Annotated in this window: 12 protein-coding genes; 3 read left to right on the plus strand and 9 right to left on the minus strand. The window is 37.2% G+C overall.

What is annotated here, in order from left to right:
* Window positions 1–49: 49 nt before the first annotated feature.
* The 5 genes from KO505_RS15035 to pilM form a co-directional block, all read right to left on the minus strand.
* Window positions 50–1,408, minus strand: coding sequence for a type IV pilus secretin PilQ (locus KO505_RS15035; protein ID WP_216056276.1), 1,359 nt, complete (start codon window positions 1,406–1,408; stop codon window positions 50–52).
* 45 nt (window positions 1,409–1,453) lie between these two features.
* Complete coding sequence (locus KO505_RS15040; protein ID WP_216056277.1) at window positions 1,454–1,933, minus strand: hypothetical protein; 480 nt, start codon at window positions 1,931–1,933, stop codon at window positions 1,454–1,456.
* Window positions 1,926–2,477 (minus strand): type 4a pilus biogenesis protein PilO, encoded by a 552-nt coding sequence (gene pilO / locus KO505_RS15045; protein ID WP_216056278.1) that lies wholly within the window; start codon window positions 2,475–2,477, stop codon window positions 1,926–1,928. The genes KO505_RS15040 and pilO overlap by 8 nt, the downstream gene beginning before the upstream one ends.
* 74 nt (window positions 2,478–2,551) lie before the next feature.
* Entirely contained in the window at window positions 2,552–3,061 is a 510-nt protein-coding gene (locus KO505_RS15050; RefSeq protein ID WP_216056279.1) for a PilN domain-containing protein, read from the minus strand.
* A gap of 65 nt (window positions 3,062–3,126) precedes the next feature.
* A complete protein-coding gene (gene pilM / locus KO505_RS15055; protein WP_216056280.1) occupies window positions 3,127–4,134 on the minus strand; it encodes a type IV pilus biogenesis protein PilM in 1,008 nt (335 codons plus the stop codon).
* A gap of 143 nt (window positions 4,135–4,277) precedes the next feature.
* On the opposite strand from pilM, the gene KO505_RS15060 reads away from it, so the two are divergent.
* Window positions 4,278–6,845 carry a penicillin-binding protein 1A gene (locus KO505_RS15060; protein WP_216056281.1) on the plus strand — a complete coding sequence of 856 codons (2,568 nt, stop codon included), beginning with the start codon at window positions 4,278–4,280 and terminating at the stop codon, window positions 6,843–6,845.
* A gap of 92 nt (window positions 6,846–6,937) precedes the next feature.
* Here the strand turns inward: KO505_RS15060 and pmbA are convergent, their stop codons facing one another.
* Complete coding sequence (gene pmbA / locus KO505_RS15065; protein WP_216056282.1) at window positions 6,938–8,281, minus strand: metalloprotease PmbA; 1,344 nt, start codon at window positions 8,279–8,281, stop codon at window positions 6,938–6,940.
* Window positions 8,282–8,370: 89 nt separating this feature from the next.
* Between pmbA and yjgA the strand changes: the two genes are divergently transcribed.
* Both yjgA and KO505_RS15075 read left to right on the plus strand, forming a co-directional pair.
* Entirely contained in the window at window positions 8,371–8,886 is a 516-nt protein-coding gene (yjgA, locus tag KO505_RS15070) for a ribosome biogenesis factor YjgA (RefSeq protein WP_216056283.1), read from the plus strand.
* A gap of 12 nt (window positions 8,887–8,898) precedes the next feature.
* Window positions 8,899–11,124 (plus strand): Ig-like domain-containing protein, encoded by a 2,226-nt coding sequence (locus tag KO505_RS15075; protein ID WP_216056284.1) that lies wholly within the window; start codon window positions 8,899–8,901, stop codon window positions 11,122–11,124.
* Window positions 11,125–11,192: 68 nt separating this feature from the next.
* Here the strand turns inward: KO505_RS15075 and tldD are convergent, their stop codons facing one another.
* Genes tldD through KO505_RS15090 form a run of 3 tightly spaced genes read right to left on the minus strand, consistent with a single transcriptional unit; the run spans window position 11,193 to window position 17,491 of the window.
* Window positions 11,193–12,632: a metalloprotease TldD gene (tldD, locus tag KO505_RS15080; RefSeq protein ID WP_216056285.1), complete on the minus strand. Its 1,440-nt coding sequence runs from the start codon at window positions 12,630–12,632 to the stop codon at window positions 11,193–11,195.
* A gap of 38 nt (window positions 12,633–12,670) precedes the next feature.
* Window positions 12,671–13,534, minus strand: coding sequence for a carbon-nitrogen hydrolase family protein (locus tag KO505_RS15085; RefSeq protein ID WP_216056286.1), 864 nt, complete (start codon window positions 13,532–13,534; stop codon window positions 12,671–12,673).
* Window positions 13,535–17,491 (minus strand): YhdP family protein, encoded by a 3,957-nt coding sequence (locus KO505_RS15090; RefSeq protein ID WP_216056287.1) that lies wholly within the window; start codon window positions 17,489–17,491, stop codon window positions 13,535–13,537.
* Between the last annotated feature and the right edge of the window lie 37 nt (window positions 17,492–17,528).

Raw genomic sequence — 17,528 nt, forward strand, 5'->3', positions numbered from 1 at the left:
AAAAAAACGCTATGAAAAGCAAGCAACACTTTCATCTAAGGTTAGATTTTTAAATATCATTCATTATTTCGGGGGTAACAAAAATTAATAACTCCCTTTTCTCAGTGAATTTTGAATCCGTTCTGAATAACCTACCTAAATAAGGAATATCACCTAACCAAGGCACTTTAGTCACCGACTCAATAACTTGCTGTTGGTATATCCCACCTAACACGATCGTTTCACCATTTTTAACTGAAACTTTGGTTTTAATTTGTTGTGTATCTATGGCAACCGCAGGGCCTGTTGAAGTAGAGACCACATCGCCACGTGCATCTTGGGTTATGTTCAATTCCAAAATAACATTATTATCCGGTGTAATGTGAGGTGTTACTTCAAGGCTCAGTACCGCTTTTTTAAATGCGACACTCGTTGCTCCATGTGAGCCTGTTTGAACATAAGGAATTTCGGTTCCTTGTTCAATGCGAGACATATTTTGATTGGACGCTAAAATTCTAGGAGATGCCACTATTTCACCTTTATTCTCTCGCTCTAATACAGATAATTCTAAATCCAACAAAGAGCCATCTGATAAATTTGCAATATGTAAGGCTAAACTACCCGCAGGGCTTGCAATAGGTAAGTTGACATTTAACCTATCTTCTATTGCAGAGTCCGTGGCATCGCTTTTAATTTGATTAATTCCATTTAATGTTCCGGAGACAACATTCTGCCTATTAGTTTTCATAGATGTATCAGATATTCCCCAACGAATGCCTAGCTGTTCATCCACATTATCCCGCACTGTCACCATACGAGCTTCAATAGAAACTTGTTTAACCGGTATATCTAATTGCTCAATCGCTTTTTTAAGTGTAATTAAACCTTGTTTCGTATCTTTCACTAATAACGTATTGGTACGTGGATCCACCGTAACCTGACCTCGATTAGATAATATTGAATCCGTGCCCGTTTTTATCAATCTTCCAATATCGTTAGCTTTTGCGTATTTGATTTGAATAAACTCAGATAGTAATGGTTCAAATTTGTCTAATGCCGTTTGAGTCTCTAATTTTGTAGTTTGTTGATGTTGCGATTCTTTCAGGGTATTAATTAATAACACATTGCCTTCAAACCGTTTTTCTAAACCATTAAGTTCTAGAATCAAATCTAACGCCTGCAACCACGGCACATTAGTTAAGTTTAATGAAATTGTGCCAGTTACTTTTTCTGAAATAACAATATTAAGATGTTGAGAATCCGCAATTGTCTGTAATGCACTGCGAATAGGAAGGTCAATAACATTGAATGATAATAAGGGCGTACCAGCTGACTCCGCCGCTTTTATTGGATGTACCGAGCTAAGTAAAAGTAATAACATAAATAACTTAGCGATATTATGACCCCACTTAATTAGAAATATCTTCATGTTAACATCCTTGTTCTAGGCTCATTTACATGTAGCCCTATCAGTTCAATAACTTATTTTTGAAACCAAACACATCGATGAATCCAGACCTTCGACAGTAAAATGTGCGTCTACAATTTGTTTAACCGTTAATCCTGTATTAGGCAGTAACTCTCCAACTTTAACCTTTCTCGTCATTAACTGTTGTCCCCGAATAACCGCGGTTAATTCATTGTTTTGAGTGAAAGTCCCTAAGTATTGAAATGTCTCCTTTAAAGCCTTACATTCTGCATTCACTCGTGAATTAGAAAGTCGTTTTAAATTATTCTCTTTAACATGCTCCGTTTGTTGCTGAGCAGCACTAAATAAATCTCTTGATAGTTTAAAAGGTAAAGGTGTGTACGATAATTCAGGGTAATTATTTTCTTCCGAAGTTTGTTTAGGTTTCACCGCCCAAGTTGGATTAGTAAATACAAAAACCACTAAACAGAATATCGACAATACGTATCGATATTTACCAAGTAACCTCTCTAGGAACTTAATCATTACTCACTCCATTTGTATTTTTTAACACCACTATATTTACCTTTAACTCAAAGGACAGTTGCGACTTCTTGTTGTAAACACCATCCTTGTTGGAGTTAGCGCTTATCTTTACATCGTTAATCTCAACAAAAGTATGGTTTTGACCAATGTAGTGAAGTAATGAAATTATCTGCTGATACTGACCAATAAATTGGAAATTAATCGACTGGCTTTGAAAATGAGTCTTCTGGTTTAAACTCCCCCAATTAACTTTATTCAGTGGTATACCAGCTAATTTGCACCACTGTTCAATTTGTGTCACAAACTTAGTGGTTACTAGGTAAATAGGTTGTTTAGTAAAGTATGGATTTAATGATTTTTTTAGTGCTTGTTGCACTTTCAATAACTGATTGTGCTTTACTAAATTTACTTTCTTTTGACTAACTTGTTCTTTAATCAGCCCAAGCTCTTGGGTTACTTGCGATAATGTTTGCCAATGGGGAAATATAATCAATACAGCACCAGAGACAAGTACAGTGAAAAATACGACAAAACCTGTGATCAATCGATATTTCAAGCTACTGAACAGAAAACTCGGAATGAACAATGATTGTTCAAATAACCGCAGGGTAAACACCTTTAGACCTCATCTTCACTGTTGTACAGAACATGGAGGTTAAATCTTTTAATATTAAGCGTTTTAGCAACTAATTGTTGAGGATTTACTTTAGTGTCTTGTAACGAAAATGTAAGTTGAGGTTTAACAAAAGTAGGTGACCGACTCAGTTTATCTAAAAAGTCAGACAATGAATGATCAGAAAGACTCACCCCGGTAAGGCGTAGTTTATCATCATGAAATTGTAATTCCGTTAAGACCACTTGTTTAGGTATTAATCTGTCCAATACTTCGAATAATTGACGAAGTTGGTAGTGGCTGAATAATACAGCTTTGATTTTGCTATACTGTTGTTTATATATAGATAAATCCGAAATTTTTATTCTTAGGTTACTTGGCGGTAATTCAATTCTTTCTAAATCTAAATTTTGTTCATTTAAGCTGATTATTTGTTTATCCAGTTCGACTTGTATCCAATGATAGAACCAGCCAACCAATAAACTCGCGACCAAACCACCAATTAGAACATTCATGATTAATTTGGAATAATTGTGATGTCTTTTTATCGAGCGCCATCGGATTAAGTTTACGTTTACCATTAAGATAACCCTCGTACTGCTAGCCCTAAAGCAACCTGAAAACAACCTTGGATAGACATAACTTCGTTTTTCTTATGTTCTAACTGTTCATCCAAAACTGAAAGAAATTGCAATGGCTTAGATTTGTGAATATCAACTTTTAGTTGGTTAGATAAATAACCAAGTAACTCCACAAAATGAGCGCCTCCCCCAGAACCATGCCAAGTATCGATGGCATTACCGTCAAAAATGGATAAGTAGTTTTGTTGGCAATGGCTCAATTGAGCGACTAGCTTGTCCACCACTTTTATCTCTAATGTTTTATCTTTTTTAGGGAATAAATGGGCGATTCCAATATTCGACTCACGACTGAACACCAATTCATCACCAGAGATAACAATAAATAAAGAAGTCGTCTCGCCAATATGAACATTGGCAATCACATCGGTCGCTTTATTTTGTCGGTTCAAACCAAACTGTAAACTCCTGGTGATAGCATGGCTTTCAATGTCAACGATAGCGCAATTAAAACCAGCTCTTTTTAACGCGGATATACGTGTATTAATTAAACTTTGTTTCGCTACGACAACAAATACATCTTTTAAAGTGTCATCTAACCTATTTTGACCAATGACAACAAAATCAATATTTACTTCGCCAACCACTTTTGTTGTAACTAGTTTTAAATTGCCATAAAGGTAGTGCTCAATTTCAGCGTCGGTTAATGTCTTGTCAACTTGAATCGTTTTGCTTATGACTTGTGACCCTGTAATTGCAATTGCAGCGTTTTGAATATTTGGGGGGATTGAAGATCGTAATAATTTAAGTGCATGCTCAAATGGCTCTGCCTTGTGAACCTCTTTATTTACCAGTGTACCTTGCGGTAATTTCACCAATGCCAACACGTCAATTCTAACCTTGTCGTCGCTGCGAGATAACGCAATGACCTTGATTGAATATGTGCCTATATCTATGCCTAAACATTGATTATTTCTAATAAATAAACTGTAGACAGAATTAAATAACATGCCGAACCTCCCTTTAGCAGTTATTAAATACTAGAATACAATTACCCAAAATCAATACAAGAATGATAATTTATTTTTTCCTTATCATTTGCCCCTACTTAGACTAAAATTCCTGTCTCTTTTTTATTCATTTGATGTATTTAATGATTTGGCTTAAACGACTATTTAAACTTTTTCTATTTGGCATGATTTCAGGCCTGATTTTAATTGTTGGTTTCTATTTTTATATAAAAGATGAATTACCAACCGAAGAGGTAATAAGAGACGTACGTTTTCAAATCCCAATGAAAGTGTACACCGCCGATGGTGAGTTGATTTCTCAATTTGGCGAGAAGCGCAGGATCCCTTTACACTATAAAGAACTTCCTCAAACCTTAATTGATGCTTTATTAGCGACCGAAGACTCTCGTTTTTACCATCATTATGGGATTGATCCTATTGGCGTGTTACGAGCCGCATTTGACACTATTATCTTAGGCAAAAGAACACGTGGTGCCAGTACCATCACCATGCAATTTGCAAGAAACGCCTTTTTAACCTTAGACCGAACAGTGATCCGTAAAGTAAAAGAAATCTACATTGCCATTCATATTGAACAACTTTTAAGTAAAGAAGAAATTTTATCTTTATATTTTAATAAGACATTCTTTGGCAATAGAGCTTATGGTGCTGGAGCTGCAGCACAAGTCTATTATGGTAAAGATTTGGACCAGTTGACATTAGCGCAAATAGCCACCATTGCCGGATTACCAAAAGCACCATCAAACTATAATCCTCTGCGATATCCAGAACGAGCAAAACAACGACGGAACATAGTATTAAGTAGAATGTTAACAGTGGGTGCTATTGACAGAGCAACCTACGAAGACGCCATCGCACAACCAATTACCGCTAAACATCATGGCGCTAAAATAACCGCTTATGCCCCATATGTGGCGGAAGATGTTCGTAAAAAAATGGTAGAAAAGTACGGATTAGAGCAAGCCTATACAGAAGGATTTAATGTTTATACAACAATTGATTCAAAGGCACAAAAAGCGGCACAACAAGCCGTTAAAGATAATATTCATGCTTACGATGAAAGACATGGTTATAGAGGGCCAACGAGTTATTTATGGCATGAGTCTGATTTAACTGATGCATCAGATACATTGGAGTCCGTAGAGGGACAAGAGGATATAACAAATGATCATGCTCAATTTGAGTCTTGGACGTTTGAACAAATTAATGAACATCTAGAAAATATTAAAGATTATGATGATCTCGTGCCTGCTGTTGTCACCAATTTGACTGAGAAAACGGCGTATGTACAACTTAGGTCTGGCATTATAGATGTAATTGATTGGGAAAATATGAAATGGGCAAGACCATATATTTCCGATACAGCACAGGGGCCTGCTCCGACTAAAGTAGCTGATATTATCCAACCTGGTGCTTTAATTTGGTTACGCCCAAACAATGACAATAGTTACAGATTAAGTCAGATACCAGATGTTAGTGGTGCTTTTGTCGCATTAGACCCAACAAATGGCGATATAAAAGCATCAGTTGGTGGCTACTACTTTGCCAACAATCAGTTTGATCGGATCACCCAGGCGAAACGTCAAATCGGTTCCAATATAAAACCTTTTGTCTATTCTGCAGCGTTAGAAAATGGGTATACCTTAGCAAGCCTAATTAACGACGCACCAATTAATAAGTGGGACAATAAACTAGGTACAGCCTGGCGCCCTAAGAACTCACCGCCAACTTATGGCGGACCAACCAGAGTTCGACGCGGGTTAGCAGAATCTAAAAACGTAATGTCGGTAAGGTTACTTCGTTCCGTTGGTATTAATAAAACGATAGAACACATGACAAGATTTGGTTTTGCTAAGTCAGACTTGCCTAAAAATGAATCATTATCCTTAGGCTCTGCGGCGCTGACGCCAATTTCTGTGGTAACGGGAATGAGCGTTTTTGCTAATGGTGGTTATCTAGTGCGCAACCAATTGATCGATCGAGTTGAGAATATTGGTGGTAAAGTTATTTTCAAGAATCCTAAGTTGGTCGCTGGTTACCAAACACCTGAAGTAAATGCTTATGACGATACTGTTGAGTCTGATAATCAAGAATCCAATGAATTAATGCCTGCACCTAGAGTTATTTCAGCCGCCAATTCATTTTTAATTACCGATGCCATGAATGCAACGATTTGGGGCGGTGGTAATTGGAGTAAAGGCACTGGTTGGAGTGGGACGGCATGGCGAGCTCAAAGTCTTAAACGTCGTGATATTTCAGGTAAGACGGGCACAACCAACGATGCCGTTGATACTTGGTTCACCGGATTTAACAGCAAAATAATCGCAACAAGCTGGTTAGGATTTGATGCTCCAGGTCGTCCACTTGGAAGTGTAAATTACAATACAAACTTAGATAATAAACAAACATTTGGTGGTGAATCTGGGGCAAAATCTGCCTTACCTGCATGGGTAAGTTTTATGCATGAAATTTTACCAAGTATCCCAGTTACCTATCGCGAGATACCTGAAGGTATTATTTCAGTTAGAATTGATATTGATACCGGCTTATTATCACGTAAAACAGACCACACAACACGTTGGGAATACTTTATAAAGGGTACTGAGCCAACTAAATACACAGATAGTAATCTCCCGATCCGGTTAGATGATAACAAAGATCAAATCAAAGAAGATGACGAATTGTTTTAACAAGTTTGTTTGGAATAGAATTACAAACTGCTCATTTATAACAAATGAGCAGTTTGTGTATGCCGCATTTTAGACTGTTATTTGATGTTAAATTAGTTACCAGCGATTTGCATATTTTCAATTAATACCGAGCCAGTTTGAACCGCGCCTCGTTTTTCAACATCGCCACCTATACCAACAATCTGTTTAAACATATCCGTTAAGTTACCGGCAATGGTAATTTCAGATACTGGATATTGGATTTCTCCATTTTCTACCCAAAAGCCTGCAGCTCCTCGACTGTAATCTCCAGTAACTGTGTTCACACCTTGCCCCATCAATTCAGTTACCAGCAGACCTTTATCCATCTTTTTCAGCAATGCCGCTAAATCAGGATCAGTCGCTTGAACTAACCAATTATGAATACCTCCAGCATGACCTGTGGTTTTCATGCCCATTTTTCTGGCTGAATAACCGGTTTGTAAATACGTGGTTAATACCCCGCTTTCAATGATATTTCTGTCTATCGTCGCCACACCTTCTGAGTCAAAAGGACTACTTGCCAACCCTTTCATTAAATGCGGTTTTTCAACGATGTTAACAAGTTCTGGAAATATAGATTTACCTAAACTATCCATCAAAAAAGATGATTTACGGTATAAGCTGCCACCGCTAATGCCTGAAACTAAATGGCCAAAAAGTGAAGATGCAATTTCAGCATGAAAAATAACCGGCAATTGACAGGTATCTAACTTTCTTGCGTTTAACATTGAAACGGCGGCTTCCGCTGCTTTTTTACCAACCAATATTGCACTGTCTAATTTGTTGAATTCACGATCTACCGTATAGGCATAGTCGCGCTGCATTTCTTCACCGTCTTGTGAAATCACTGAACAGCTTAAACTATGACGAGTACTTGGGTAGCCTTCAATAAAACCTAAACTATTGCCATAAACTTTAAAACCTTGATAACTCGATAACGATGCGCCGTCAGAATTGGTAATTCGATTGTCAAAATCGAATGCTGCTTTCTCTGATTCAATACAAAATTCAATCGCTTGTTCTGGTGATATTTGATGAGGATGAAATAAATCTAAATCTGGAATATCAGTCGCCAACTCATCTTTCTGTACTAATCCTGAAAACTCATCGGCTGAAGTATATTTAGCAATATCCACTGCCGCTTTTACCGTTTGCTCTAACGCAGCATGACTCAAGTCGGCTGTTGAAGCTGAGCCTTTATGTTTTCCAACATAAATAGAAATACCTAAAGCGCCTTCTTGATTAAACTCTATATTTTCCAGTTCTTGGCATCGACTTGATACAGTAATGCCCTTAGATTTACTAATGACCGCTTCCGCAGAATCGGCGCCATATTTTTTACTTAATGATAATAAATCGCCGATTGCGGTCTTCACTTGATCTATATCGTTAAAAATATCGGTTTTAGTTGTCATAAATACTCAAAAATACTGGTTAATTTGCGCTTGGCAGCATACCATAAATCATATATTCCAAGTTATTAAATTCTATTGATTATTTTACTATGACAAAGTCTTATTATTTATTACCAGACGATGAAAATTACGTCAGTAAAGCCGAATTAAAAAAAGAAGTTAAAGAGCTACAAGCTTTTGCAGAACAACTTGTTAATTTAGGCAAATCGCAAAAAAAACGCTTATCCGCAAGTGATGAGTTACAAGCAGCATTTATTTTAGCGGATAAAATATCCAATAAACCAGACGCATTACGCCGTCATATGCAGTTTATAACCAAACAACTTAAAGACGAAGATTTAGACAAGTTACGTGCTGAATATGAACGCATCATGTCACCGAACTTAGCTTCTGATAAAGTGATGAAAAAGCTTGAGAAAACAAGAGAAAAATTACTAAAAAATGGTGACAGCGCCATCAACGAGTTGATTGATTTACACCCTAGTTTAGAACGTCAGAAACTTAGACAATTGGTGCGTCAGGCTAAAAAAGAAGTGGAAAAAGAACAGCCTGGTAAAAATTACAAAGAGCTTTTCCAATACATTAAAACTGAAACCGGTAGTTAGGAGCATTCGTTAATGGCACGAGTTAAATTAAACATCATGGATGTTCGTTTATTTAAAATTGCGATTAGTTTTTTATTCGTATTATTCATTTCGGCTTGTAGTGGGGGTACCGACTCAACGGTAACCAATACAGATGAAACGATCGTAAGTGCCAGCTTGTTGTTAACGGTTTTAGATGACGATGACAATGCAGTCACTACATTAACTCAAGGTGACAGTGCAACGATCAGAATCTACATATCTAATGATGAGAATAGCGCGGCAATTCAAGGTGCAAAAATAGAACTTAGTACTGACTCAGGAGAGTTATCAAAGACAACTGTACTTAGCGACTCAGATGGGTTTGCCGAAGTTACTTTTAATTCAACTAATGCTGATCTAGGTGTAGTTACAGTTAGTGCCAAAAGTACAATTAACGGCAATGAATATGCATCAAACAATGCAGAATTTGATATTAACGATATCCCCGAAACAACGGTTTCAATTGGTTACTTAGACGATCAAAATAATTTAGTGGAAAACACTATTTTGACTAACCCCCAAGATTCTAATGGAAATACCCAAATTGAAGCTGGGAGTACATTGAGACTTTCACTATATATATTTGATCAGGACTTAACCCCCATAACTGATTCTGTACTTGTTTCATTAGATTCAACTTGTGTACAAGCGGGCAAAGCTAGCATTGATGCAGAAATATTTAGCAACAATGGAGTGATCAACTCAACTTATCAAGATATAAGCTGCGCGACCGCTGAAGGTAAAGATGATGTTATTGTGGCGACAATGGTCATTAATTCAAAAGAATATACTGCTAACACGACTATTTCTATTTTGCCTGAAAAAGTAAGTTCAATTGAATTTGTTGATGCAGTTCCTATATCTATCGTATTAAAAGGCACTGGAGGACAAGGAAAACAAGAATCTTCCACTTTAACTTTTTTAGTAAAAAGTGAATTAGATAACCCATTAGCTCAACAAGAAGTTACATTTGAGTTAAATACGACAGCAGGGGGATTATCATTAGTTAGTAATACTGGTATTACTAATTCTGATGGCGTTGTAACCGCTAAAGTTCTATCTGGTACCGTTCCAACTACAGTGTCAGTCACGGCAAACATTTTAGATGAAAATGACTTACCTATTACTTCGGTTGGATCTTCTTTATTAACTGTAAATACAGGCTTACCTGACCAAGACTCATTTACTTTAGCTTTTTCAGAAGTTAACCCTGAAGCAAGAAATGTTAAAAACAAACAAATAACAGTAACCGCATTTTTAGCAGACAGTTTTAATAATCCTGTTACAGACGGAACTAGTGTTCTCTTTGAAACGGAAGCCGGTAAAATTGAATCTAGTTGCAACACGGTTAACGGTCAATGTTCAGTGATTTGGACTAGCCAAAATCCTTACCCTGAAGACCATAGGGTAACGATATTAGCTACCGCATTAGGTCATGAAACTTTTTCTGATGTGAACGGAAATAACGTTTTTGACGATATAGATGGTGGAGTTAATACTGGTAATTTTGAATATATCTATTCTGGCTTTGATTGCCCTCAGTATATATATGATCCTACAGGCGTTGATGGACAGATTAATACAGCTTGTCCTGATAATGACATTACAAGTGGCTTTATAGATATGCCAGAGCCATGGATTGACAATAACGAAAATAGGGTATTTGATGCTGGAGATGGATTACGCCCTCAAGATGATAATGGCAAACATGATCCAGCTGATGGCTACTTTAATGGTCCACATTGTACTAATACAACATTATGTCCATTGGATGCTAAAAAAATAACCTTAATAAGAAAAGCAAAAGTCTTAATAACATCAAGCTCTAATGCACTTTATAGAATTACGAATGATGGTAATACATTGGTTCAAAATTATCCGACTTACGAAACTGGGAATACATTAAATATTCCTCGTAATGGGGCTCCTGAAGTCGTCGTTGTTAGAGTATCTGATACTGCAGGACAAACAATGCCAATAGGTTCGATAATATCAATTACAACCACGGCTGGCGAATTAAGCGGAACTACAAGTTATACCGTACCTAGCACTATTGGCACTAATTCACCCAACGAATATGGTGGCGCTATCTTTACATTTAATATTTTAAATAACCTTGAAGCTACTGCTGATCCACAATTTGGAGTGATATCTCTAAAAGTGATAACCCCCTCAGGGAGCGAAACAAATGGAACATTTAATATTAATTTAAATTAGTTTACCTAAAAAAACGCACATCCAAGGATGTGCGTTTTTTTTATTTACTTCGGTTTAATACAACAATTTTACTGCGTACCACCTACGGTCATTTCATCTAACTTCAATGTAGGCTGACCAACGCCAACAGGCAAGCTCTGTCCGTCTTTTCCACACACGCCAACACCTTTATCAAGTGCTAAGTCGTTACCAACCATAGACACCATAGACATGGCATCTGGGCCATTACCGATTAAGGTGGCTCCTTTCACTGGTTTAGTTATTTTTCCATTTTCAATTAGGTAAGCTTCTGACGCTGAGAATACAAATTTACCTGAGGTAATATCAACTTGTCCGCCAGCAAAGTTAGTGGCGTAAATGCCGTTATCAACACTTTCTATAATATCTTCAGGTGTACTCTGTCCTGCTAACATATATGTGTTGGTCATACGTGGCATAGGAAGATGAGCGTAAGATTCACGGCGTCCATTTCCGGTAGGTTCAACGCCCATTAAACGGGCATTAAGTTTGTCTTGCATATAGGATTTCAAAATACCATTTTCAATTAATACATTGTATTGAGCCGGCACACCTTCATCATCTATATTCAAAGAACCGCGTCGATTCAACATTGTGCCATCGTCTACGATAGTACAAAGATCTGACGCAACTTTCTCTCCAATCTTACCGCTGTAATTACTAGACCCTTTACGATTAAAGTCACCTTCTAAACCATGACCTACCGCTTCATGAAGTAATACACCAGGCCAACCTGAACCTAATACAACGGGCATAGTCCCCGCTGGCGCTTCAATTGCTTCTAAGTTCACTTTGGCCATATGAATAGCGTCATCTGCTACTTGTTCATAACGTAATCGTCCGTCATTTATTTCTAAGAAATAACCATAGTCGGTTCTGCCACCAATACCGGCACCACCACGTTCTTTTCGACCATCTTTTTCTAGTACGATTGAACAATTTAAACGTATTAAAGGCCGAGTATCCGTTCCCCAAGTCCCGTCGGTTGCGGCAACTAGAATTTGTTCAAATACACCGGTTAAACTAACTACAATATTATGAGCTTCTGGCGATTGTTTACGTATATAACTGTCTACGCTTTTAAGTAACGCCACTTTGTCATCATTAGTCATAGCTTCTAGAGGCTGACAAGGTGTATATATTTCTTTGGCAATGGTTTTAGTGATCAGTTTTTGTTTTGCATTTGCCCCAGCAGCAGCAATACTTCTTGCAGTCCCCGCCGCTTCCATTATTGCTGGTGCGTTTAATTGGTCAGAATAGGACAAGCCTGTTTTTTCTCCACTAACCGCTCTAACCCCAACCCCTTGTTCTATATTGTACGAGCCGTCTTTGATGATGCCATCTTCCATTACCCAAGACTCATGAGCACTCGCCTGAAAGTATAAATCGGCATAATCAAGTTTGTGTTCTAACATGATGGCTAATCCATCTAACACATCTTGCTGAGTCAAGTTATTTGCGGTTAATAATCGCTGCTCTACTGAGTTCAAAGTGATTCCTATTTGTAATATGGATTGAATTGTTTGTTTTATTTATCGTTATAACGACTAACAAATTTATTGTGCTTTTGTACGGGCATTGACTGGCGGATATTAATTAAACTATCAAGTTTTAAATTAACACCAAATACCCCGAGTTCTTTTTGCGCATCCAACAATATTGTTCCCCAAGGGTCGATGATCATACTATGCCCAAAGGTTTCCCTACCATTTTCATGCACACCAGCTTGATTGCAGCCCACCATGAAAAATTGATTCTCTATTGCTCTTGCTTGTAATAAAACTTGCCAATGTGCTGCGCCGGTTTTTTCGGTAAACGCACTTGGTAATAGAACCACATCGACACCTTCATCTCTTAACGTTTGAAACAAACCTGGGAAACGTAAGTCATAACAAATCGCTAAACCCACTTTACCAAATGGAGTATCAAAGCAAACCACGCTATCACCCGCTTGCCAATTGTCTGACTCACGGTAACTACCAATGCCATCTTCTACATCAACGTCAAACAAATGTATCTTTTGATAATGGGCTATTAGCTCACCTTTAGGTGAGTAAACTAAAGTCATAGGTCTAACTTTGCTTCTGCCGCCCTCATCATTATTTGGATAACCTTGGTCTATATCCTTTAATATTGGAAAAGTCCCCGCGACTAAGTAAATAGAATATTGACGAGCTAAACTTGCCAGCTGCGTTTGAATACGACCATCATCTAATGGCTCTGCAATATCTAGGTTTTTACTGTCTCCAGCACCAAATGCAGCAAAACATTCAGGTAATACAACAATTGCATTGGTTAAATCAGTAGGTGTATCAAGTAGTTGTTTTTGTACAAACAACAGGTTGTCTTTTACATTTGGACTGGAACACATTTGCAATACATAAACTTTCATTTATTCATGACCTACTTGTTCTGGTATTTCTTTTGGCTTTTCATCCACCGGAGTTTCTTTTTGTTTTTCTATTTCATCCACTGGTATTTTGACTCGTTTGGTAAAGCGTTTAACTTCTTTAACTGTGGGTTCTTTTAAATCACCCGTTACTTTAAGTCTAAGCTCTGAAACGATGTCTGCATTTTCAATTACTTTATCCAATGCCATCACACCTAAAAAAGTAACAGGGTTAACAGCAGACAACCAAGCAAGAACAGGCAAACTGGATGTTATTTTGGGTTTAAAGCTAACATCGTAATCTACTGTGTCTGTATTTAAATCAGTGAACCCAGCCATCGACATATCACCCGCCACACCATCCATACGAATATTATCCGAATAACCAATACCATCTTTTAAAACAATACTTCCTTTAATATCATTAAAGAATAGACCTTTTGAAAATACATCTTTGAAATCTAATTTTAATTTTCGATACAATGAATCAAAGCTAAACAATGAAAACAAACGAACCCCTTGGTCACTGATCTCACTAAAATACCCTTCTCCTAAACGAAAGTTAGCTTTGCCATTTAAGGTTTCAAAATCCAACCACTGCGGAGCACTTTTCCAGTCAACTTCCACTTTAATGGACGCATCACTTTGCTCAATTCCAGTTGATAGACCATATTCATCCAACCATTTACCAAATAATTTCGATTTAACATCACCTTTAACAAAAGTTCGACCTGAGCCTGAGTCACCAAGCCAAGTACCCGTTAAATTTGCGCTGTTACTTTTATAATTTAACGTCGCTTTATCTATGACTAATTCGGGTCCAACTGATTGTGCCGACAATTCTATTTTGCCAAGCGGTTTACCATTATAAAAACAGCTTTCACAAGCAAATTTAATAGGGGGCAAACCTCGAATTAAATCTGCAGAGTTATTCATACTTGGTTTAGGTATTTCGGTCGCTCTAGTTGGCTTGGCCATTTCTGGATTAACTGGGACGGTTTCTAATTCGGTACCTAAACGTAAAAATGATGACGATATATTTATCCCTTCATTTTCGACGTCGTTGTACACTGTTATGTCAGTTAATGTTTGTTTTGCTCCAAGAGAAAATAACCAAGAATCATCTTGTGGTTTAGCATCTAAACTCACATTTTGCCAATCTTGACCCAATATGGAAAAATGCTGAATATTACCAAATATATGATGCGGCTGATCAACAAACCCTGGTTGGTCTGAGTCACTTTCTGGCAAGTCTGAAATTAAATCCAAAACAAAAGTTAAAGTAGGTTCAAACTCTAAATATTCTTCTTCAATTGAAATATCAAAACCAGATTGCGGTAATTGCACTAAGCTTTCACCAACACTTAGATGAGCTTGTTCCATTCGGCCTGATTCAGCAACTATATTGCCATCAAAGAATAACTTATCGTCTAAATTAACTTGTAACAAACCACCCGTTTGATCACCCAACATTGAAAAGTTCAATACAGAAGGTTCACCAATCTTTTTTACTATTGGTTTAGTGATGTCATAGGATGTGTAGGTTAAATCCGAATTACCATCAACAAAGTATTGAAAACCATCTGGTTCTATATTTACATTGACTTTAACCACTGACGATTGTTCACCGTCAAAATACTCCATTAACTTTAATGGGTATAACTCGGCAATGGAATTGCGTTCCCAATCAGCAATTAACTCTGCACTTATTAAATAATTATCATCACTATTAAACCCATTAACTTCAAACGAAATTGGCAGCTTAAATAATTCGGCATCTGAGCTATACACTTTGAATGTTGAGTTTTCAAAAGTGACGACCGAGTTAACACTTTCGAAATCTAAGTTTAAACTTGGTAAGCTCATTTTAGCATTGTCAGTGATAACATTTCCCCGAGCCAATACTTGAGGAATATTCCCCTGTTCATCTGGCTCATCTGAAAATGGTATTGATATATTTACCGCTGCAGTAGACTCACCACCAAGTTTTACAAACTCAAATACATCACCTAATACGCTTTTTAAGGGAGTTGTCTCAACTAAAGTATGAAAATCTTCTAAGACTAATCGTTCAGGGGTTAATAATAACTGTAATGTTTGTTGTTCAGCGTCCAGAGCGATATTGGCTTCTGCATCATTTTTTATATTTAAGCCAGCAAACTCGCCTGAGTCGACTTTTATCGTCATTAAACTGTCTTTTACGATTAATTGAGCATCCATATTATTAATGGCTGGCCAGTCTTGGTCGAATTTAAACTGACCTTGTTTTAGCAGAGCTTTAAGGACAAACGTACCATGTTCAGCGCTTTTGCTTAAATCACTATAAGGCATATGAGAAGGGTCACCACTAATGGCAACCTGAGTTAACTCACCTCGGCCTTGCTCAATGGCTGAATTTAAATATTGATAGGTTTCAGGTGATATAAGGTATCTCGGTAAATAGGGTTTTATATTACCTAAAGTCGGCCCTTTTATTTCACCATAAAGTGAAAGGTCTGATTGACTGAAATTTGTGTATTGCGCCGCTAGGTTTACCTCTAAGTCTTGATTGGAAATGAAAATTTTAGGTACGTTTATCGTAATCCCATAGTCACTACTCTTTACATGAGTCATCACCATAAAATCGGAATAAGTAAAGTGTTCACTAAACGTATCTTGTGTATTAAATGTTCCATCTTTACCCGTTAATTCGAACCAGCCTTGATTACCTGACCAATACCCAGATAAATCTAAACCGTCGACACCTAAATAGGCGGTATTTTCACTTTGTATTGGCGCTAAACTTAAGTTTGATAAACGCGTTATTGCGTTAAGTTTATTTTGGGGATCAACGTTTAATTTAAAGTAATCTAACTGACCGTTGATTTCTGATTCGGCTAAAAGCCCTAACCCTTTGGTTGCTGAAAACAAAGAAAACAGCCTAGATATAGGTTGTATATCCCCCTCGGTCACATTTACCAGAGTATTATTATCACTAGATTTAACTACGAGGTTAAAACCATCGTATTCCTCAGCACCATTATTGAGCGCTATGTCATTGCCAAACATTGACCAACCAGATGTTGACTTAGCCCATTGCAACTTGGCTGACTTCACCCCTAAGTATTGTTCTTGCTCTGATTTTTGCCATCGAATGCCCGAATCAGTTACATCAACAACTATGTCTCCGACAAGGCCATCTTTCACATTACCCCAGACTTTAAAACTGGCTTCGGTTGATTCCAAACTAATATGATCACTGATTAATTGAGTTAACCAAGGGGATACATCCATTTTTGACGCTTCTAAATACACTTGGCCAAAAATATTTTGTCTTCGCTGTCCGTATAGATCAACAATTAAGGAAATAGAGTTATTAGAAAAACCATCAACAAATAATTCACCACTGGCTTGGTGTCGATTACCTTGATTTATCCAACGTAAAGATTCTATTTGATAATCTTGAGTACGTCCTTGCTGGTGCTTTACTTTGATTAAACTATTGATAACTTTAAAGGACTGTAATTGTGACAGGAACAAGTGACTTAAGTTTTCAAATAACTGCCCACCGTTCGACTTAGGTCTTACTTTATAAAATACATCACTATTAATTTTGGCATCCACACCATCCAATAAAAATGCACCACTTACAAATCGTTGTTCTACCAATGATTGCCAGAAGTTTATTTCTATTTGTGTTTCATGGATGGCAAGATCTAATGGCGTACTGACTGTGGGAGTGATGACTAAATCATATAAGATAAAAACGGGACCGGAAGATTGCCAACTGGCCCCAATTTCACCAATGGAAATTTGAGCACTGAAGTTGGTTAACAAATATTCTTCAATATTTGCTTTATACTCGTCAGCATATGGAAGTGCAAACTTGAGGAGGCTAACTGCTACTGCAAATAAAATAACAATCGAGGCGAACAAGGCCCAAATTGTTTTTACAATACGCAGCGTTATTTTTTTTAACAAGATATGTCTCTCTGAAAGTAATAAATACTCGATTTAT

This window comes from Psychrosphaera sp. F3M07, from assembly GCF_018860345.1.
GTDB lineage: Bacteria > Pseudomonadota > Gammaproteobacteria > Enterobacterales > Alteromonadaceae > Psychrosphaera > Psychrosphaera aquimarina.

Coding starts and splice junctions, on each gene's coding strand:
- yjgA (WP_216056283.1), top strand. CDS start 8,371: ATGACAAAGTCTTATTATTTATTACCAGACGATGAAAATTACGTCAGT.
- KO505_RS15075 (WP_216056284.1), top strand. CDS start 8,899: ATGGCACGAGTTAAATTAAACATCATGGATGTTCGTTTATTTAAAATT.
- KO505_RS15050 (WP_216056279.1), bottom strand. CDS start 3,061: ATGAATGTTCTAATTGGTGGTTTGGTCGCGAGTTTATTGGTTGGCTGG.
- KO505_RS15035 (WP_216056276.1), bottom strand. CDS start 1,408: ATGAAGATATTTCTAATTAAGTGGGGTCATAATATCGCTAAGTTATTT.
- KO505_RS15085 (WP_216056286.1), bottom strand. CDS start 13,534: ATGAAAGTTTATGTATTGCAAATGTGTTCCAGTCCAAATGTAAAAGAC.
- pilM (WP_216056280.1), bottom strand. CDS start 4,134: ATGTTATTTAATTCTGTCTACAGTTTATTTATTAGAAATAATCAATGT.
- pmbA (WP_216056282.1), bottom strand. CDS start 8,281: ATGACAACTAAAACCGATATTTTTAACGATATAGATCAAGTGAAGACC.
- KO505_RS15060 (WP_216056281.1), top strand. CDS start 4,278: ATGATTTGGCTTAAACGACTATTTAAACTTTTTCTATTTGGCATGATT.
- KO505_RS15040 (WP_216056277.1), bottom strand. CDS start 1,933: ATGATTAAGTTCCTAGAGAGGTTACTTGGTAAATATCGATACGTATTG.